Annotated in this window: 18 protein-coding genes; 2 read left to right on the top strand and 16 right to left on the bottom strand. The window is 44.9% G+C overall.

Going from position 1 to position 19,591, the window contains the following annotated elements:
- Positions 1 to 2 precede the first annotated feature (2 nt).
- From AC0YOD_RS19205 to AC0YOD_RS19180, 6 genes are all read right to left on the bottom strand, one after another.
- Positions 3 to 533, bottom strand: a complete 531-nt coding sequence (locus AC0YOD_RS19205; protein ID WP_475800934.1) for an adenine phosphoribosyltransferase — start codon at positions 531 to 533, stop codon at positions 3 to 5.
- 50 nt (positions 534 to 583) lie between these two features.
- On the bottom strand, positions 584 to 2,599 hold the full coding sequence (recJ, locus tag AC0YOD_RS19200; protein ID WP_475800933.1) for a single-stranded-DNA-specific exonuclease RecJ: 2,016 nt from the start codon (positions 2,597 to 2,599) through the stop codon (positions 584 to 586).
- A gap of 32 nt (positions 2,600 to 2,631) precedes the next feature.
- Positions 2,632 to 3,549: a cation diffusion facilitator family transporter gene (locus AC0YOD_RS19195; RefSeq protein ID WP_475800932.1), complete on the bottom strand. Its 918-nt coding sequence runs from the start codon at positions 3,547 to 3,549 to the stop codon at positions 2,632 to 2,634.
- Positions 3,550 to 3,648: 99 nt separating this feature from the next.
- Positions 3,649 to 4,572, bottom strand: a complete 924-nt coding sequence (gene secF / locus AC0YOD_RS19190) for a protein translocase subunit SecF (RefSeq protein WP_475800931.1) — start codon at positions 4,570 to 4,572, stop codon at positions 3,649 to 3,651.
- Complete coding sequence (secD, locus tag AC0YOD_RS19185) at positions 4,562 to 5,794, bottom strand: protein translocase subunit SecD (RefSeq protein WP_475800930.1); 1,233 nt, start codon at positions 5,792 to 5,794, stop codon at positions 4,562 to 4,564. Before secD ends, secF begins: the two co-directional genes overlap by 11 nt.
- Before the next feature lie 158 nt (positions 5,795 to 5,952).
- Positions 5,953 to 6,198, bottom strand: coding sequence for a post-transcriptional regulator (locus AC0YOD_RS19180; protein WP_475800929.1), 246 nt, complete (start codon positions 6,196 to 6,198; stop codon positions 5,953 to 5,955).
- A 228-nt stretch (positions 6,199 to 6,426) separates the two neighbouring features.
- Between AC0YOD_RS19180 and spoVB the strand changes: the two genes are divergently transcribed.
- Positions 6,427 to 7,989 (top strand): stage V sporulation protein B, encoded by a 1,563-nt coding sequence (spoVB, locus tag AC0YOD_RS19175; RefSeq protein WP_475801033.1) that lies wholly within the window; start codon positions 6,427 to 6,429, stop codon positions 7,987 to 7,989.
- A gap of 57 nt (positions 7,990 to 8,046) precedes the next feature.
- On the opposite strand, the gene AC0YOD_RS19170 is transcribed toward spoVB, so the two are convergent.
- Positions 8,047 to 8,817 carry a YetF domain-containing protein gene (locus AC0YOD_RS19170; RefSeq protein WP_475800928.1) on the bottom strand — a complete coding sequence of 257 codons (771 nt, stop codon included), beginning with the start codon at positions 8,815 to 8,817 and terminating at the stop codon, positions 8,047 to 8,049.
- 221 nt (positions 8,818 to 9,038) lie between these two features.
- Between AC0YOD_RS19170 and AC0YOD_RS19165 the strand changes: the two genes are divergently transcribed.
- Positions 9,039 to 9,437, top strand: coding sequence for a TIGR04086 family membrane protein (locus tag AC0YOD_RS19165; protein ID WP_475800927.1), 399 nt, complete (start codon positions 9,039 to 9,041; stop codon positions 9,435 to 9,437).
- A gap of 75 nt (positions 9,438 to 9,512) precedes the next feature.
- Here the strand turns inward: AC0YOD_RS19165 and yajC are convergent, their stop codons facing one another.
- From yajC to AC0YOD_RS19120, 9 genes are all read right to left on the bottom strand, one after another.
- Positions 9,513 to 9,827, bottom strand: a complete 315-nt coding sequence (gene yajC, locus AC0YOD_RS19160) for a preprotein translocase subunit YajC (RefSeq protein ID WP_475800926.1) — start codon at positions 9,825 to 9,827, stop codon at positions 9,513 to 9,515.
- A 14-nt stretch (positions 9,828 to 9,841) separates the two neighbouring features.
- The gene (tgt, locus tag AC0YOD_RS19155) at positions 9,842 to 10,975 is read right to left on the bottom strand and encodes a tRNA guanosine(34) transglycosylase Tgt (RefSeq protein ID WP_475800925.1); all 1,134 of its coding nucleotides are present in this window, start codon (positions 10,973 to 10,975) and stop codon (positions 9,842 to 9,844) included.
- A 21-nt stretch (positions 10,976 to 10,996) separates the two neighbouring features.
- Positions 10,997 to 12,043, bottom strand: a complete 1,047-nt coding sequence (queA, locus tag AC0YOD_RS19150; protein ID WP_475800924.1) for a tRNA preQ1(34) S-adenosylmethionine ribosyltransferase-isomerase QueA — start codon at positions 12,041 to 12,043, stop codon at positions 10,997 to 10,999.
- 10 nt (positions 12,044 to 12,053) lie between these two features.
- Complete coding sequence (locus AC0YOD_RS19145; protein ID WP_475801032.1) at positions 12,054 to 14,165, bottom strand: SpoIID/LytB domain-containing protein; 2,112 nt, start codon at positions 14,163 to 14,165, stop codon at positions 12,054 to 12,056.
- An 89-nt stretch (positions 14,166 to 14,254) separates the two neighbouring features.
- Positions 14,255 to 15,256 carry a Holliday junction branch migration DNA helicase RuvB gene (ruvB, locus tag AC0YOD_RS19140; protein WP_475800923.1) on the bottom strand — a complete coding sequence of 334 codons (1,002 nt, stop codon included), beginning with the start codon at positions 15,254 to 15,256 and terminating at the stop codon, positions 14,255 to 14,257.
- A gap of 20 nt (positions 15,257 to 15,276) precedes the next feature.
- Positions 15,277 to 15,912, bottom strand: a complete 636-nt coding sequence (gene ruvA, locus AC0YOD_RS19135) for a Holliday junction branch migration protein RuvA (RefSeq protein ID WP_475800922.1) — start codon at positions 15,910 to 15,912, stop codon at positions 15,277 to 15,279.
- Between the two features lies 1 nt (position 15,913).
- On the bottom strand, positions 15,914 to 16,411 hold the full coding sequence (ruvC, locus tag AC0YOD_RS19130; RefSeq protein WP_475800921.1) for a crossover junction endodeoxyribonuclease RuvC: 498 nt from the start codon (positions 16,409 to 16,411) through the stop codon (positions 15,914 to 15,916).
- A gap of 193 nt (positions 16,412 to 16,604) precedes the next feature.
- Positions 16,605 to 17,243, bottom strand: a complete 639-nt coding sequence (locus tag AC0YOD_RS19125) for a BofC C-terminal domain-containing protein (protein WP_475800920.1) — start codon at positions 17,241 to 17,243, stop codon at positions 16,605 to 16,607.
- Between the two features lie 157 nt (positions 17,244 to 17,400).
- The gene (locus AC0YOD_RS19120) at positions 17,401 to 19,500 is read right to left on the bottom strand and encodes a LysM peptidoglycan-binding domain-containing protein (RefSeq protein WP_475800919.1); all 2,100 of its coding nucleotides are present in this window, start codon (positions 19,498 to 19,500) and stop codon (positions 17,401 to 17,403) included.
- Between the last annotated feature and the right edge of the window lie 91 nt (positions 19,501 to 19,591).

Raw genomic sequence — 19,591 nt, 5'->3', positions numbered from 1 at the left:
TCTTATTTGTAAGTCATCAACGAGAATACTTCTATACCATCTAGTTTATCACGGCCAGTCAGATAAGCAAGCTCGATTAAGAAAGCTGCACCAACAATTTCTCCGCCAAGCTGACGAATTAGGTTAATGGATGTTGCAATGGTTCCGCCTGTTGCCAGCAAATCATCGGCAATCAGTACGCGTTGACCAGGTGCAATGGCATCTTTATGCATAGCAAGCTGATCATTACCGTATTCCAAATCATAAGATGCTGTAATCGTCTCGCCTGGCAGCTTGCCAGTCTTGCGAATGGGAACGAAGCCCACACCTAATGCTAATGCCAAAGGTGCTCCTACTACGAAGCCGCGAGCCTCTGGTCCGGCAATAATATCAATTTTCAGATGTTGAACGGCTGCGCGCATCTCTTCGATAGCTGCGCGATAAGCTCCTCCGTCCTTCAACAGTGTAGTGATATCTTTGAAACGGATGCCTGGCTGCGGGAAATCATGGATAACCCGGATGTAATCTTTATAATTGTATGTTGTGTTCGACATAATTTGTCTGTCAACCCTTTCCATTTCAACATTTCGTTTTGTTTTTTGTGCTACATTCCTATTCGCGACAGCTCAGACTGTTGCTTCGCCAGCTGATAGCGTTGTGAAGATTGCAGATCTCTTTTTTGCGGCGCAGCCGCTGCGATCATGATGCCGTTTGAACGTTCGATAAATTGCAGCTCCTCGAATACATCCAGCATAAGCTGTACCATCTCCAGAGGTAAACCACTATTTTGCGATAAACGTTCTTCTAAGCCTTGAAGCGGCGCTTCCCCAAGCTTCTTCAATTGCTGATAGACCCCGCCAAATTGCTCACGCTTTGGAAAAAGATCTTCCGCCGCAGGATCATAATGAAGGTCATGGAGCTGAAGCTGCGGCTTGCGCTGACCATTCCATTCATTTATCGACAACTCACCAATAGCGTCAATTTTGATTCCCGGTTGAAGCTGTTTTGACAGCATGCCCATACTGAAGCCTATTCCGTCCAGCAATCGGCGACCGCTGCCCAGTGAAAGCTTCAAATGCTTGAATTCTTTACCGATTGCTCGGCGATCAGCAAGCTCTGCTCCTTGAAACAGAAGACGCGGTGAAGGATTACCCATCCCAAATGGTTCTAGCTGTGACAGCTCCGTAATGGTTTCTAGAGTTGCTTCGCTTACAGAGCACATAAGATCAACCGAAGTTTTGGGAATCCAATCTTCAGGTGTCAGCCACTCTTCAGCCAATTCGCAAAGCCTTGCTTCAAACAACGCAAGCTGCTCTCGATGAAGACTCATTCCTGCCGCTGCCTGATGGCCTCCATAATGAGCGAGAAGCTCCTCACAAGCAGTAAGAGCAGCATGAAGATCAAAGCCCTCTATGGAACGGGCAGAGCCTTTGCACATGCTCGTCTCCTCATTGATGCCAAGAATAATAACAGGCTTATAATTCCTCTCCAGCAGCTTTGAAGCGACAATGCCAATTACACCTACATTCCAGCCTTCACCCGCCAAAACAATGACGGAAGGTGATGCCTTCCCGGCTTCTTCAGCCTGCGTGCATTTGAGTGCCCACTGTTCTTCAGCTTCCTTAACGATGCTTTCCACAATGCGCTGCCGTTCTTTATTCAAGTTGTCTAAGCCTGCTGCAGCCAGAATAGCATTATCATAGTCTTCTGTTGTCAGCAGTTCAACCGCTCGCTTGGCATGATCTAATCGACCTGCCGCATTAATCTTCGGCGCCATTCCAAAAGCTACTCCAGAAGCGGTTAACCCTTCGATTTCAATTCCGCTGGCTTCGGCTAATGCACGGAATCCAGTTCGTGTATTGCTGTGCAGCTGCTCCAAACCGTAACGAACCAATATTCGATTCTCATCAACAAGCGGCATAAGATCGGCAATCGTTCCCAGACTCACAATATCCGTCCATTCGAGAGGCGGACGATCAAGCATAGCATGCGCCAGCTTAAATGCAACCCCTACGCCAGCTAATCCTTTAAATGGATATGTGCAGTCCTTTTGCTTGGGATTTACAATTGCATAGGCACTGGGAAGTTGTTCAGGAGGCTCGTGATGATCCGTAACGACCACATCGATGCCTAATTCATTCGCATAAGCGATCTCATCTACTGCGCTGATTCCTGTATCCACTGTAACAATTAAAGCTATGCCTTCTTCTGCAGCAAGCTCAATTGCTTTGCGATTTAAGCCATAGCCCTCGATAGAGCGATGAGGAATATAATAATCAAAATCATAGCCAAGAGAACGAAACAAAAATACAAGCAACGATGTGCTGGATACACCGTCAGCATCATAATCGCCATATATCCTTATTTTCTCATGGTTAGCTCCGGCAAGTCGGATACGATCGACTGCTTCCTTCATGCCTAACAATAAATAAGGATCATGGAATAGCTCATGGCCTCCGCGTAAAAATTGTTCTGCCGCTTCTTCCTCGACAAATCCGCGTTGTACGAGTAACCGGGATACGAGCGGCGGAAGGTTTAGCTTCGATGCTAAATTTTTCGCAATGTCTTCATTGTTAGGAGACCAAGGCGCCAGCGCCCAGCGCGTTTTTCTTTTAATCATGGTGCATTCTCCTCTCCTGCTGTTTGCAGTTCTTATTGCAGCAGTGTCGGCATCTGCTCCTGATTAGGATCATGATTGGACTTATACGGATAACCAGGATCGTAGGGCTCAACATAAATGGATACGTCTGTCACATGTATAAATCTTTTCATCACAAGAAATTTTACACGCTTAGCTATTTCATGACCCTCCAGCACAGACAAGCGCGGATTGACACTAATAACGATCTCAGCAATGACATAGTGGCCATGCTCTTTTGCCCGTAATGATTGAACGGTTATTACACCCTCCACGCGCTGTATAAGCTGCATCAGCTCATCCGAGTCTTCCTCTTCTGCTGATTCCTTCCCCACTTTGAGCGTGGAGCCTGTTGCTATGCGGAAACCGTTGAACAACACGATAACCGCTATGACGAGTGCTGCTGCTGGATCAAAATAATAAAGAGCGGGTATCGTTAATATTTTCCCAATAATCGCGACTCCTGCACCAATTAGTGAAGCCAAAGCACAATACAGTCCGCTTAATCGATCCTTGGACGGAAAAAAAAGCTGCTGCAAAAGCAACGCTCCTACAATGACAGCTACTGAGCTCCAGTGAGGGGCTTCTGTAACATGATCTGAAATGTCTCTGATTGCTGAAATTCCGATTTCAAGTCCAATGATGAGAAGGACGACTGACAACATAATCGTTGTCGCCGTCTCTCCTTGTCTATCATCATTCTCTGCAACGGCATTATGTTTAACCGATTTGTGGCGACGGCTCGCTCGCAGTCCTGATACGGCAGCCATTGCGCCCGCAACCTCTGCCGCCGTACGAAATGCATCTGCAAGCAGTGCCTTGCTACCTGACAACCAACCTATCAAACCTTTAAATAGTGCCAGCAGCATGTTTCCCCATAAGCCGGCCCAGCTTGCGGACTCTGCTTTTGCATATCGCTGTGTGGTTGACATTTGTACCTCCTACAAGGTTTTGCGAATGCAAAACCTACTTCGTAAGCATATCCTTAGGTTTTGCGAATGCAAAACCTACTTCGTAAGCATTGCTAACCATTAAGTTGTTGATGATTTAACGGATACTTTTGATTTTGGCTTTTGTTTGCCCTTAAGCATAAGCCAAAGCGGACTTGCGATACAGATGGAAGAGTAAGCACCGCTTGATAGACCAATAATTTTCGCAAGTGCGAACAGTTTGATTGATTCGCTTCCGAATACAAACAAACTTACTGCTACTACCAATACGGCTAACACGGTATAAATATTACGCTCCATCGTTTGCCAAATACTCGCATTAACCATTTCAGAAAGCTGCTCTTTATTTTTGTATTGACCAAAACGAAGGTTCTCCCGAATCCGGTCAAAAATAACGATTTTATCATTGATGGAATAACCAATTGTCGTCAATACAGCCGCGATGAACGGAAGATCAACCTCCAGTCGGAAGATGGAGAACACTGCTACTACTACGAATGCGTCATAAAGAATCGCGATATTCGCAGCTAACGCAAACCGCCATTCAAAACGAATCATGACATAAAGCATAATAGCAACGCTGGCAATAAGAATCGCCCAGATTGTTTTTATCCCAAGCTCCTGCGCCATATCTGGGGATACAACGTTAACCTCAGCCGATACTTGGTCGCCGAATTCCGCTTTAAATGCATTTTGAATTTCTACAATTTTCGGTTGAGCTAGAACCTCATCGAAACGAGCAGAGACACGTTTATTGCCTTCACCGCCTACAGTTGGTGTGATGCCTTCGATACCTGCTTTTGCGAGAATCTCTTTTGCTTGCTGTTGCGTTACTGATTTACCTACTGAAATATCCATATTCGTGCCGGCCTTGAAATCAACGCCGAAATTAAGATTGAAAATAAGCAAGGATAAAATACCTGCTACGGTCAACGCAATTGAGAACAGAAAGAACTTATTGCGGTTTCCTACGAAGTCATAACGAATTTTTGTATTAAAGTTCACGGATTTCTGCCTCCTTTACGCCGTAGTAGCTAGGTTTGGTGAACAAGTTACTCTTAATAATCAACATAATTAAGAAACGAGAGAAGAAAATATTCGTCACCATACTGATGAGAACACTGAAGATCATCGTCAAGGCAAAGCCACGGATTGCTCCGTTACCGATATAATACAATACCGCACTCGCGATAATATTTGTAATATTGGCATCCATGATTGTACGGATGGAGTTTTTCGATCCAGCTTTCAAAGAGGATAGTAAGCTTTTTCCGCTTCGAATTTCTTCCTTAATCCGTTCATACATAATGATGTTGGCATCTACGGCCATACCGATACCAAGAACAAAGGCGGCAATACCCGGCAGCGTCAGCGTAGCATTCATTAAATTAAATACAATGAGCAACAGCCATACATACGTAATGACCGTAATTCCTGCGATAACACCTGGAATACGGAACAAAATAACGAGAAACACCAAAATAATAACAGAACCGATAACGCCCGCTTCAACTGTATCCTTCAAGGATGCAAGTCCAAGGCTGGCGCCAACGCTTTGGGTATACTTTTCAACTAGCTTTAGAGGCAAAGATCCAAGGTTAATCGTATCTCTTAATTCTTTTGCTTCGTCATTCGTATAGTTACCAGTTATCGTTGCAGATCCGCCTGGAATCGCATTTTCAACGCCTGGTCTCGACAGCTCTTCATCATCCAAATAAATAGCCAAATATTGGCCTACAAGTCTTCCAGTCACTTCTTCGAACTTATCGGCATTTTTCAATTTTATGCTAACGAATGGCTTTCCTAGATTGTCATAGCCAACGCCTGCGCCATTTTGAACAAAATCGCTTCCGTCCAGCTCAATAGTGCCGTCGGGGGCACGGAAAGTTAGGTTGATTGGCTTAGCCAGCAACTCTCTAACTTCATCCTCATTTGTAACGCCAGCCAATCTCAAGCGAATACGATTTGTTCCTTCAGTTGTAATTTCCGGCTCTACGATACCGAGTTCATCGATACGTGATGCCAAACTTCTTGCTGTTTCCTTCAAGGTTTCAGGTGTTACAGCTTGTCCGCCCTCAAGCGGCTCTGCTTCGTACAGAACTTCAAATCCACCTTTTAAATCTAGACCTAGCCGAACATCTTTTACTAGTGCAGGGCTTGTCCAAGCGATAACGCCAAACAAAATGACCACGATCGCAAGGAAGGCAAATATTCTCTTCCCAAACATACGTCTGAATCCCCCTTATGATCTCAATATTCATATTATACAGATGGCACAAAATCGAGTCAAAAAAAATATAGCGTCATTTATTCTAGTTGACTCAATATATCGGATTCATTTGCCGCATTTATTGATTTGAACATACAAAAAAAGGAACCCATCCATTAAAATTGGGTTCCTTTGTATGCGCTTATCGTCATAAAATTCATAAATCTCATGGTTTTAAGCGATAAAATATCGTTCACTAACTGGTGCAGCTCCGGCTGACCGGTTTTGGGATATTTTTCACTGACACATTCCCAAACTTCTTTGCCTGTAACATGCTCATATCCGATGAGATGAAACTCTTCTGCCTTGCTATTGCATAGCTCCTCGATCATACGGCTAAACGCTTCGTCTTCATCTGCCATGCTGTGCCTCCTGAAAGTGTTACAGAATAAAACATATTGTCTACGTACAACTATTCGCTATCGTTACGTTAATTTCCTGCCCCTTTCTGTAGATTATTAAAAATGACTGACATGGAACAGGACATGCCACGCATAAAGATGATAGTAACAGCCTGTCTTCCAACTTCTAAATATGTATTCAAAACAGGAGCGGTTCAGCTATTTTATGAAAGAGATGAGGATATCCCTATGACGAAGCAAACCTTTATAAAGGGTGCAATGATCTTGCTCGCTGCCGGTATTATTAATCGGTTGCTTGGTTTTGTGCCCCGTATTGCTCTACCACGCATTATTGGTGCCGAAGGTGTTGGTTTATACCAGCTTAGTTATCCTTTTCTAATTGTGATGTTGACGATTATTACAGGAGGCATTCCCCTTGCCGTTGCTAAATGGGTTGCCGAAGCAGAGTCACAGGGGGATACTGCTCGAGTAAAAAATATTTTCCGAGCTGCCATGAGTTTTGTTGTTGCTATTGGGATTATTATGACCTCATTAATGCTCCTGTTTGCACCTTGGATCATTAAGCATTTATTACCTGATGCCCGAGTTTATCAGACCTTTCTTGTCATGTCGCCTCTTCTGGTCATTAACGGTGTTGCATCTGTTTATCGCGGATATTTTCAGGGAAAGCAAAATATGATACCTAGTGCTGTATCTCAAACGGTTGAGACCGTGATTAGAATTATCGCCTCACTCACCTTCTCTTACTTACTCTTGCCCTACGGACTTGCATGGGCTGCTGCTGGAGCCATGCTGGGTGTCGTAATCGGAGAAATTGGCGGCTTAGCCGTAATCATGTGGAAATATTACCGGGATAAGGACAAGAATCATAGTAAACATGCTTCCTCTCCAGCCTCTAAACCTGCGGGAAAACGAATTCCAGTACTTCGGCGACTATTAAGCATATCCATTCCGGTAACAGGAAGTCGTCTTGTCGGTTCTCTTTCCTATTTGCTTGAAACCATTTTTACAGCACGCAGCTTAGCGGTCGCAGGAATAGCATCTGGCGTTGCAACAGCTCAGTATGGCATGCTCCAAGGCATGATCATTCCGCTGCTGCTTCTGCCAACAGCACTGACCTATTCACTTGCTGTATCCTTAGTGCCTTCTTTAGCGGAAGCCGCCGCCAGCGGCGATACCCCGCTTATCCATAAACGGATGCATCAATCCATGCGGCTTGCACTCGTTTCAGGCGCACCTTTCGTTGTCGTGATGACCTTGTTTGCAGAACCATTGTGCCGTATTTTATATAACCATAGTGACATTGCTCCTATGCTTCAACTGATGGCACCCATTGGAATATTCATCTATTTGCAAGCTCCGCTGCAAGCTGCTTTACAAGCATTGAATAAGCCTGGCACCGCTTTGATCAACACGTTAATCGGAGCAATTGTCAAGCTTGTCATTATTATTATTCTTGCCTCTAATCCTGATTTTGGCATATACGGCGCACTCATTGCTATTAACGTCAATATCGCGCTTGTCACCATTTTGCATGGCATTAGTGTCCTTCGATTTATTGGATTTCGTATGAAATTTCTTGATTTCGTTAAGGTTGGCGCTGCCATGGTTATCATGGGCGCAGCCGCACGTTTCACAATGAATCAGCAGCCTCTTCCTCAAGAATGGATTAATTTAATTATTGCTTGTGCAGCAAGTCTCATCCTTTATTTACTACTTATGATTATCATGAAAATCATTGATCGGCATGATATCAAACGTATCCCACTGTTTGGTCAATGGTTTAAATAATAAGATTCTCTCCTGTATACAAAAAAACCGCTGCCAAGAAAGGGGATATTCCCCTTCCTAGGTACGCGGTTTTCTTTCATGTAAATCAACAAATAGCTTCCCCTTGTGATCCACTGTACAAAAGAATACATCTTTAAAATCAGTAACGCCTTCGCCTTGAAGTACATTTTTGAGCCAAAATCTTGTTTTTTCTAACTTTTCCAAATTATTATCCTGAACCTTACCATCCATAATAAGTGGAATCGGTAAAATTTCAAACCGATATTTGGGAGGGATAATTCTGGTATGACTAAATTGTTTAAGCCTTTGTCCTGGCGCATCATCCTGTGCCTCCATATTCTCGACACTCGAGTCCTCGTCTGAGTCACTGGAGCCCGACTCCTCTTTAAGGATGACAGATAGCTTGCCGCTTGTTTCCAAAATAGCAAACTCTACGTCAGATACTGCACTGACTTTATTTTCTCTAAGCTGAAGCATCAAATCATCTAGATTGTAACGTTGCTTTTTCATGACATCACTATTTAATTTTCCTTTGTCGATAATAACACTGGGCTTACCGTCAAATAGCAGCCTTAGCTTACGGCTTTTCATTGTCATAAAAGCACTGCCGACTTGAATCAGCAATAATATGACCATTGGCATAATACCGCTCCACATCGATCGTTCCATATCTTCAATCACGATAACCGCAATTTCAGCAATCATTACGGAAATAACAAGATCAAATACGGAAAGCTTACCGATCTCTCGCTTGCCCATAAAGCGCATGATCAGAAATACGACGAAATAAATGATCAATGTCCGGAACAACAGGCTCCAAAATTCCATGAAACCGCCTCCTCGACTTAGTCACAGCAATGTTGTCATCTGCTTTTGTGCGTAAAGCTATTCTGACCTATGTCAACGAACATCATACGAAATGCTCTACCCGAATTTATGGCAATGTATTTAGAAGAATAAATTTCCTTACTGTTCTTCTATAGTTGTACTATTCTAACTAGCTTGACCATATGGTTAAGTAATACGCACCTAACATTGGGGGGAAATTGATGAGTTCGGTAAAACAAGCTCCTAAACCGCCATTAATCGCATCACCTTTGCTTGCTGGTATTTTATTTTCGATTGTATGGCTCGCAGCTGGCGCCCTGCTGCTTTCACTGCTCCTGCATTTTACGGAAATGAAGGAAAGTAGCCTTCCCACAGCTGCATTCCTCGTTCATGGTATGGCTTCATTGGCAGGCGGCTTTACTGCTGGCAAGCGCTCTGAAAGCAAAGGCTGGTATAACGGCTCCTTACTCGGAATTCTGTATGGCATCACCATAATTCTTGTCAGTTTCTTAGCGTCAAACGCCTCACTGACATTACACAGCGTATGGCTATTGGTTATAGCTCTGCTAATCGGTGCCTTTGGCGGTATGATCGGTGTAAATATGAAGCGAAAATCTTAATTGATCCTACTCCGAGGATCTAAAAAGCATAAAAAAACGGCTGACATGGAAACATGTCAGCCGTTTTCTATCTTATTATTCTTTTTCTAATGCTACAGTTGGTGAAGATGTAAGGATTTGATTGATTGCGCTGCGTTCGAAAGTCATTTTTGTTGTATCATTGACACGAAGCACAACAGTATCATCAGTCAGTTCCACAACTGTACCGTGCAAACCGCCAATTGTTGAAATTTTATCGCCTTTCTTCAATTGACTAAGCATGTTAGTACGTTGTTTTTGTTTCTTTTGTTGCGGACGAATCAGTAAGAAGTAAAAAACCGCAAACATAAGAACAAAAGGCCAAATCATTCCAAAAATTCCATTACCCGTTGTTTCTGCTGCTAGCCACATAGAGACCCCTCCTTTTAAAATCCTTTCTCATTATCGTAAAGGCCGTAGCTTGTGAAGAAAGAATCCCGGAAATCGAGCAGCCGGTCATCCATAATCGCTTGCCGAACGTCCTTCATGAGCTGAATCAAGAAATGCAGATTGTGATAAGTCGTCAGCCTCATGCCAAACGTCTCATCTGCTTTTATTAAGTGCCGTATGTAGGCTCTTGAATAATTCGTGCAAGTGTAGCATGTGCACTCAGGGTCCAGTGGACCAAAATCTTCGGCATATTTCGCATTGCGAATAACGAGTCTGCCTTGGCTTGTCATCGTTGTCCCATTCCGAGCAATACGGGTAGGAAGAACGCAGTCAAACATATCAATACCACGGATAGAGCCTTCAATCAGCGCATCCGGTGAACCGACTCCCATTAAATAACGGGGTTTATTCGCAGGTAAGATGGGAACGGTATAATCAAGCACATCATACATCAAATGCTTAGGCTCTCCTACACTCAGTCCTCCAATAGCATACCCCGGGAAATCCATGGAAGTCAAATCGTTTGCGCTCTGAATGCGCAAATCTTTGTACATTCCGCCTTGAACAATCGCAAATAGTCCTTGATCATGAGGTCTTGCATGCGCTTCTAAGCATCTTTCCGCCCAACGAGTCGTACGCTCCAGTGATTTCTTCACATAGTCATGATCAGCAGGAAATGGTGGACATTCATCAAACGCCATCATAATATCGGAGCCTAGCGCATTTTGAATTTCCATCGCCACTTCTGGTGAAAGAAATTTTTTGTCTCCATTTAGGTGGGAGCGAAAATGTACGCCCTCTTCCGTTATTTTACGCATCTCACTGAGACTGAACACTTGAAAGCCGCCGCTGTCTGTCAGAATGGGTCTATCCCAGTTCATGAACTTATGAAGTCCGCCAGCGTTTCTTACGATTTCATGTCCAGGGCGTAGAAACAGATGATACGTATTGCTCAAAATGATTTGGGCATTCATTGCTTTAAGCTCTTCAGGACTCATAGTCTTTACGGTAGCTTGCGTTCCAACAGGCATAAAAGTTGGTGTATCAATAATACCGTGTGGAGTATGAATACGTCCAAGACGTGCTCCCGATTGCTTACATTGTTTAATAAATTCGTATTTAATTGCCACAATTCACGCTTCCATTCCTAATTAGTAAATAAACATTGCATCGCCGAAGCTAAAGAATCTATATTCGTTAGCAATCGCTTCCCCATATGCCTTCATGACAGCATCACGTCCGGCAAGTGCGCTCACGAGCATAACGAGCGTTGATTTCGGTAAATGAAAATTGGTAAGCAGCGCATCAACAAGCTTGAACGTATAGCCAGGGAAAATAAAAATGGACGTCCAACCGTTGCATGCCTGAAGCGGCATTCCCTCAAAACGAGCAGCCAATGTTTCTAATGTTCGCGAAGAAGTAGTCCCCACAGCTATAATACGTGCTCCGCTTGCTTTGGCTTCATTTATTATTTTAGCATTCGTCTCATTCAACTCATAATACTCCGAATGCATGTCATGATCTTCAACGAGATCGACGGACATAGGACGGAAGGTTCCGAGTCCAACATGCAAGGTAACGTAAGCTAGCTGCACGCCTTTTGCTTGAAGCCTCTTCAGAAATTCATCGGTAAAATGAAGACCGGCAGTAGGTGCAGCTGCCGAACCGGCATGCTTCGAGTAAACGGTTTGATAGCGCTCCCGCTCCTCTAGTCTTTCTTTAATGTAGGGCGGTAATGGCATTTCGCCTAATCGGTCTAGCAGTTCCTGGAATATGCCCTCGAACTGGAAGCTAATCGTTCTTCCGCCCATCTCTCCCTCTTCTTCAATAACAGCGCGCAGCAAAGGATTGCCCGCACCATCATCGCCGAAAGAGAGCTCTGTCCCCTTCTTCAACCGTTTGGCAGGCTTCCCAAGCGCCTCCCAGCGGTTGCCGTCCAGTTGATTTAAGAGAAGAAGCTCAATCTTAGCTCCTGTGTCACTCTTGATGCCAGTAAGTCTTGCAGGAATGACTCTTGTATCATTCAATACAAGCACATCGCCGGCTTTGACATACTGTTCTAAATCCGTAAACGTGTTATGCGTCAATTCACCTGTTTGCTTATTTAAAGCAAGCATTCTTGATGCTGTTCTATCCAACAATGGCGTCTGTGCAATTAATTGCTCCGGCAATTCAAAATCAAACCAATTTACATTCATATCGTATCAATCATTCCTTAGCGATGGTTACATCTTTATAGTAGTATTTCAAAATATATTGATAGTCATACCCTTGCTGTGCCAAGCTTAGCGCTCCGTATTGCGATAAGCCGCCGCCATGACCGTAGCCTGTACCTACAAAGCGGTATGAAGGCTCTTTTGTTGCTGCACGAAGCTGTCCTTTACCATCTAAGATAAAGAGGTTAGCATTGGCAGCTTCTGTCACTTTACCGCCTGCACCAATCGTATATACAGGGGCACTGTTAGACGGTTTTGTTCTTGTAGCGGAACCTCCGCCAACCATAACAACCTTTGCCGTCTCTTCAATTTGGAATAACGTGCTCGGCAATGAACCTTGTACACCTAGTGCTCCGCGCAATGCATCCGATTTAACATCCAGAATCTGACCGTTCGCCGTTACTTCAGTCGCACGGCCAGAGGCACCGCGTTGACTAACCACTAACGATGAAACAGCTGATCCAAGCTTCGCTTTCACCTTTGCATTAATAGCTGTTTGCATCTCGAGCGAAGAGAAAGGACCTCGCACCCACGACATAGGGTTCGATTCTATTGTCTTTTCTAGTTCGACTACCTGCGTTCCGCTATCTGCTTGCGCTACAACTGCCACTGTATCTTGAATAATAGGGTGCTTCCGTACCTTAGTACCATTCGTATTGACTTGTAAAATACGACTTCCAGCTTCCGTTTTGCGGCTGGTATCATCAAGTAAATCTTCTCGAATGTATCCAATAGCTCCGCTTGGCAGAACAACTCTATACCAATATTTCAATCCAACTTCAGATGAGCTGTCTGGGCTCTTTACAGGCTGCAAATAGGCAACCGAGTTATTCCAAATCTCTTTCGCATCAGCCGTCATTCCACCGCCGTTTGATGAAAAAATAGCTTCAATTACTTTCCCATTATACAATACGACCTCTCCAGCTGTATCCTCTACTGCGGCGATAGTCGATGGGCGTTCATAGCCTGTACCGTAATAAACTTGGCTTAATGTTGTATCTACAACATGAGCGATTTTAAATCCAAATCCTTTATTTAAAGCATAGGAACGTGCTGCAACAGCCTGTGCCTTAAGAGCCTCTGCCGGCCATGTCGTATACATCTCTGCACCGACAACGGAATATAAATATTGCTCAAAGGGAAGCTCATTGATTACAGCCATTTTTGCATTAAGAGCACTAAGCTCAAAGGATCCGCGATAAGTGCGATTGCTTCTTTCGTTAAACTTAATCGGTTCGCTGCTGCTAGGTGATACAGCCACTTTCACAGCAGTGCCTCCATAAAAGTACAGCTCGGAAGTTTTCTCAGCCGTTGTACTAACCGTATGATCATAACGAAGCTGCATATAACTGCCCTGCGTATCAGATTCAGCTAGATTACCGCCATTAGGCGCTTTTGCAGCTGCGGCCTTAACGATTTGCAATTCTGCAGCCGTTACAGCTGCACCAACCATTACGGAGTAGCTTGCTACACCCTTTTGCAGCTCGCGAACGGCTACATAAGCATCCAAACCAACTGCACCGAATGTACTGGCTTCAGCTACAGCAGCCTCTTTGCTTGCAAGAGGCGCGGTCTCAAGATGAAGAGGACCTTGCGCTACCGCTTTAAACCCAGCAACAAGCTTCGTTAATTCGCTGTCAGCCTGCCATTTATTTTGTGCTGCAGCAGCTTCAGCAGCTGTCCCATATGTACCTTCCGTTACCACATAAGTAATGGCTCCGTTCTTGGAAAGTGAAGTAAGGAACGCCGACCCTTTGGCCGCTTGTAATCTTTTCAAAACAGCTAATGCAGTAGAGAAGTTCGTAGACTCATAAACCTTCACCTTGTAATCGTCAAGAGTAAAACGAACTTGTGAATTCGCCGGTACGCTAATCAACTGACTTATTCCATCCGGCTGCCTGAATCCTATCCCTAAACCCCCAGCTGATGAGAATGTTGCCATAGGAGTTGTTTCGGTATAATAACCTGGTAACTGCATAAATAAAGCGATGCGTATGTCCTCCAATTTAGGAACGGCCGCTTGTGATGGAGAAGCTGTCCACGTTGACGCTAGCAGCAAAATGGCAATAGTCATGATCATTAGTCGCTTAATCGATTTCTTCACTTTCAACTCCGTACTCCCCCTTTAGATGATAACTGCGCTTATCTATTAATCAAAAACATAATCGAAAAATTTGATATAAGATTATAAACTTATCTTCCCGGAATAGGCAATCCGAGATGCTGATATGCGCTGTCAGTCGCTATTCGCCCACGCGGTGTGCGCTGTAAAAAGCCAATTTGCATTAAATAGGGCTCATACACATCTTCAATCGTCTGACTTTCTTCCCCGATTGTTGCAGCGATCGTATCAAGACCAACAGGACGTCCTGCAAAGGTAGTCATCATGGCTTGCAGCATTTTATAATCGATATTATCAAGACCTCTTGGATCTACCTGCAACAGCTCTAGCGCCGAACGAGCGATATCATGCGTGATGACCCCGTCGCCTCGTACCTGCGCAAAATCACGTACACGCTTCAGCAGCCTGTTCGCAATACGCGGGGTTCCGCGAGATCTCATCGCAATCTCTGATGCGGCTTCACCGACGATGCTGACATCCAAAATTTCAGCGGTTCTTGCCACGATAAAAGCAAGCTCGTCTATTGTATAAAACTCAAGACGGCTAACGACTCCAAAACGATCACGCAGCGGTGCGGATAATAATCCAGCACGCGTAGTAGCGCCTATCAAAGTAAAGGGCGGCAAATCGAGTCTAACTGAGCGTGCGCTTGGTCCTTTGCCTATCATGATATCGAGAGCAAAATCCTCCATTGCTGGATAGAGCACCTCTTCAACCGTACGATGCAAGCGATGAATCTCATCGATAAACAGCACATCGCCCTCTTGCAGATTCGTCAGTAAAGCAGCAAGATCACCAGGACGTTCAATTGCGGGTCCAGACGTTGTTCGCAAGCTTACACCAAGCTCGTTCGCAATAATGTTGGACAACGTCGTCTTGCCTAGTCCCGGCGGTCCATAAAGAAGCACATGATCCAGTGCTTCCTTGCGCATTTTCGCTGCTTCAATATATATTTTCAAATTTTCCTTGGCTTTGTTCTGCCCAATATATTCAGCCAAATAACGAGGACGCAAGCTAAGCTCTACCGCTTGATCCTCCATCATCAGGTTTGCGGAAATGATTCTATCATCCACCTGCGTTCATCTCCTTCCGATCAGCCTTTAAACAGCTGCTGCAAAGCCCGCTTCATTAGCGAATCGACCGTTTCCTCTGCTGTAACGCTATTCTGTAGACCGTTCCATGCCTTGTCCAGCTCTGCTGCTGTATAGCCGAGTGCGGCAAGCGCCTCACGTGCTTCCGACCATGCTGTTCCTGCTCCTTGACCGGAATGACGACTCGATGAAAGATCGAGTGCTACGCCTGCTGCTGTAAGCAATCCGCCGTCCAGCCCAGCGCCAATCAGCTTGTCCTTCAAATCCAGTATCATGCGCTGCGCAGTTTTCTTCCCGATTCCCGGCAGCTTCGTCAGGAATGCTATATTCTCTTGCTGTATCGCCGCTATAACAGCATCAGGCCGTCCGCCAGATAAAATGCCTAACGCAACACGAGGTCCAATTCCAGATACCTCAAGCAGCTTACGGAACAAGGTCTGTTCCTCCCTCGTCTCAAAGCCAAACAATAAAATAGCATCTTCACGGACATTATGATGAATATATACGGTAATTGGTTCTTCTTTTTTGGCGAATGCGTATGGATTGGGGGTGAAGACACGATAGCCTGTATCTCTTACATCCAAAACAATATATTCCGATTCAATATGAACAACAAGCCCTCTTAAAAAATCAATCATACTATTTCACCTCATTTATTTTCTGTGTCAGGACAGCAGAATGAGCATGGCATATGGCAACGGCAAGCGCATCTGCTACATCATCGGGCTTTGGAACGGCAGACAGCTTAAGAAACATTTTAACCATTTCTTGCACTTGTTTTTTCTCAGCCTTACCATAGCCGACAACCGCTTGCTTAACTTGGAGAGGTGTATATTCACCAATGGGCAAGCCCCGCTGTGCAGCAGCCAAAATAACGGCTCCTCTCGCTTGAGCCACATCAAAAGCAGTCGTTACATTTCGATTGAAAAACAGCTTCTCAATGCCAACTGAATCCGGCTTATATTTATCCATCAATGCGCACGTAGACTCATATACCTGCAGCAATCGCTGTTCAGGCGGCGTGTGAGCCTCCGTCTGAATCGCTCCATATTGAACAGGAATAAGCTTATGTCCGACTTTATCTATAAATCCAAAACCTACGATCGCAATACCAGGATCAATGCCAAGAACGCGCAAACCGCCAACTCCTTAAAAATTTACATGGTGAATCTTGCTTCGAAAAGGGTTAAATCGTTGCGCGAAGCAAAAGTTGCTTCAACCATTATAGCAAAAGTTGGCGGGAATGAGAACGCGCGTTTGATATTTTGGCAAATAGGCATAAAAAAGAGAACATGCTGCGACAGCATGTCCTCTTTTTTACAGTAACCTGTTAATAGGTTGGCTTCATAACCTTCTGATTAAGCTCCTTCGCATAGTCGCTATAAGTAGACAGGACGCTATTGTATTCATCCATGTCGCTAATGCGAATGCCTTTGGCAAGCCGATCTAGCTTTTCTTGCGGAAGACTGCTCTCCATGTAATCAACATCAAGCTGAAAGAAAGTCCGAACAACCTTTTCTTTCTTTGGCACGCCATCATACAGCGTTAAATTCCCTTCCTTATCTAAGCCCATATATGCGTTCGCTTTGCAATGCTCAGAGAGGTCCTCTACTTTTTCTTCTAAAAAAACAGTGTTGTTCTGAGCTCCCAGCATTGCCTTCCATTCTGGATGAACAACCATTAGCTCCAAAAGCTGGTCCGCCATCATGAAGCCCATCGGTTTATATTCATCTCCGCAGACGTAAACGCGATGAAGCTTCACAGACAATAGTTCCTTTTGATTTTTCAGCTCCTGTACCGTTAGGGATTGGCTCTCTTCGTCAGGTGAAGCAGCCATTGCCTTATAAGAATTGATTTGTAGCAGCCAAACAATCAGCAGACTTAATAACATACAACCGAGCATCCACATAGGTCGACGTTTGCGGCGTAGTCTTTTCCTTAGGTTTTTCCAAAGGCTGAATTCCATCATGAGGAAGACCCCTTCATTAGATTTTTTGATAGTATGCTCCAATGTTACATAAATATTCTATTTGTATGATTCATAGCATTTTCTCCATTTTTCTTCATAAAAAAAAGCTTCTGTACCTCCATATAGGAGAGTGCAGAAGCTTTTGTACAAAGCTGGATTAGCGATTAATCCACGGATTATTACCGCGCTTCTTCGTACTTGGACGAGAAGCCACCGTGCGGATAACTGCTTTCTTTGTATTTTTTTTCGGCGCTGCTAATTTAACCGCTTTAGACGTTTCTGCAACTGCTGGTTTAACGGGAGCAGGCTCTGAGCGATCACCTTTGCAGCCGCAATCGGATTTATTGCTTACGCCTGCCGTTTGCGGCCATGCAGGATATGGCGGGTATGGCGGATAAGGAGGAAAGCCTGCAGCTGCGGAAGTATAACCGTGGCCTTGACCATAACCATATTCATGCTGCATGTTGGCAGGGGATGCCATTCCTTGACCGTATCCATTTCCATAATAGCTATAATCATTCATATTGGCTGGTGAGAGCATGCTTTGGTTTGGCTCCGTTGCCAGCGGGGACACCCAGCCTTGATTCGGTTGCATACCCAATGTCGAACCCCAGCCTTGGTTCGGCTCATTGCTCATTGGCGATACCCAGCCTTGGTTCGGCTCATTGCTCATTGGCGATACCCAGCCTTGGTTCGGCATATTTGACATTGGCGACACCATGCCTTGGTTTGGCATATTTGATTCTGAAGACAACCAGCCTGAGTTCGGCATACTGGACATTGGCGATACCATGCCTGAGTTCGGCATGTTGGACATTGGTGATACCATACCTGAGTTCGGCATACTGGACATCGGTGCTACCATGCCTGAGTTCGGCATGTTGGACATCGGTGATACCATGCCTGAGTTCGGCATGTTGGACATTGGTGATACCATGCCTGAGTTCGGCATGTTGGACATTGGCGATACCATGCCTTGGTTCGGTCCAGCTGCAAGCGGTGAAAGGTTGCTTGCATTTGAATTTGCCGAAAGCGGAGATATAGGACCTTGATTAGGAGATGCCGAAGTCCCTCCTAACATATTATTGTTCTCACTTTGGCCTTGAACTGGATTGCCCATAGGATATCCATAGCCCCAGCCTGCTCCTGCGCCAAGCGGCATAACGGATGGAGTAGAATAACTGCCTACATATACCGTTCCGGGAGGACAATCATACGGTGATTCATTTCCAGTGTTCTGCGGACTAACCATATTGCCAAAAGGAGTTGGCTGCTGCCATCCGCCATAACCATGGCCCGTTTGAGCAGGCAATGTCATAGGTTGATGGTGTCCGTAACCCATTTGAGCTGGCATTGCCATTGGCTGACCATAACCATAGCCGGCATTAGACTGCTGTGCAATTGGAGCATTCACCTCAGGTGTCTTAGGCAAATCATACAAGGACAAAACCTCTGTTGCAGGAATACCGTATTGCTTAAATAGATCAACGTTAGGCTTATATTCAGAATGAATCGGATTAAGCTTCTTCTCAACGGGCTTTTCGATCGGCAGCGCTTTTTTCGCTGGTTCTACAGCGGCTGCCTTTGGAGCAGGCAACGGTGCTGGTGCTACAGGCTTAACAATTGGTGCATTAGGTTTTTTCTCTTGGATAGGTGCAACTGGTTTTGTGATCGGTGCAGTTGGTTTTTTCTCTTGAATAGGAGCAACTGGCTTCTCGATCGGTGCAGTCGGTTTTTTCTCTTCAACAGGTGCAACTGGAGCTACAGGCGCCGTATTCGATTTACCGATAATCGGAGCTGTAGATAGCTTTCCTACCCAACCCTGCACCCCTTGCATAATGGATGTAGGATGTAGGGCGTGATGTTGTCCAGCAGTTCCCGGCTGAGACTGCGTTACTGGAATCTCACTGCCAGCCTTAGGTATGTTCACTATTTCGCCAGTAAGCAGCACGTTTGGATTTTTAAGCTGCGGATTTGCTTTAATCATATCCGCAAGCGGCACTCCCCACGCTTTGGATAGCTTCCAAAGCGTATCTCCTTGCTTCACAATATGCTGATGCATGATGTCCATTCCACCGCCACCGCCACCATGTGAACCTCCTGAGTGGTTTGATGGGATTTTGAGCTTTGTGCCAACTTCGATGACATCCGGATTCGTAATTCCCGGATTCAGCTTCAAAATTTCTTCCAACGATACGTTATACTTTTGCCCGATAAAGTATAGTGAATCGCCTTTTTTGACAATATGGATTTTCACTCGCTGATACCCTCCTGTCACGTTCTGAATAACTCGGCACGGCATGTGCCTGCTATCAATCCTTACATCTTATGCAGAACATAGGCAGGTG

It is taken from the genome of Paenibacillus sp. J31P13, from assembly GCF_056269295.1.
The sequence above is the reverse complement of the archived record's forward strand: the minus strand, read 5'-3'. Positions and strand labels throughout refer to the sequence as shown.

Bases quoted from the DNA above. Each gene is read 5' to 3' on its own strand.
- AC0YOD_RS19205 (WP_475800934.1), bottom strand. From the start codon at position 533: ATGTCGAACACAACATACAATTATAAAGATTACATCCGGGTTATCCAT.
- recJ (WP_475800933.1), bottom strand. From the start codon at position 2,599: ATGATTAAAAGAAAAACGCGCTGGGCGCTGGCGCCTTGGTCTCCTAAC.
- AC0YOD_RS19195 (WP_475800932.1), bottom strand. From the start codon at position 3,549: ATGTCAACCACACAGCGATATGCAAAAGCAGAGTCCGCAAGCTGGGCC.
- secD (WP_475800930.1), bottom strand. From the start codon at position 5,794: ATGTTTGGGAAGAGAATATTTGCCTTCCTTGCGATCGTGGTCATTTTG.
- AC0YOD_RS19180 (WP_475800929.1), bottom strand. From the start codon at position 6,198: ATGGCAGATGAAGACGAAGCGTTTAGCCGTATGATCGAGGAGCTATGC.
- spoVB (WP_475801033.1), top strand. From the start codon at position 6,427: ATGACGAAGCAAACCTTTATAAAGGGTGCAATGATCTTGCTCGCTGCC.
- AC0YOD_RS19170 (WP_475800928.1), bottom strand. From the start codon at position 8,817: ATGGAATTTTGGAGCCTGTTGTTCCGGACATTGATCATTTATTTCGTC.
- AC0YOD_RS19165 (WP_475800927.1), top strand. From the start codon at position 9,039: ATGAGTTCGGTAAAACAAGCTCCTAAACCGCCATTAATCGCATCACCT.
- yajC (WP_475800926.1), bottom strand. From the start codon at position 9,827: ATGTGGCTAGCAGCAGAAACAACGGGTAATGGAATTTTTGGAATGATT.
- queA (WP_475800924.1), bottom strand. From the start codon at position 12,043: ATGAATGTAAATTGGTTTGATTTTGAATTGCCGGAGCAATTAATTGCA.
- ruvA (WP_475800922.1), bottom strand. From the start codon at position 15,912: ATGATTGATTTTTTAAGAGGGCTTGTTGTTCATATTGAATCGGAATAT.
- AC0YOD_RS19125 (WP_475800920.1), bottom strand. From the start codon at position 17,243: ATGATGGAATTCAGCCTTTGGAAAAACCTAAGGAAAAGACTACGCCGC.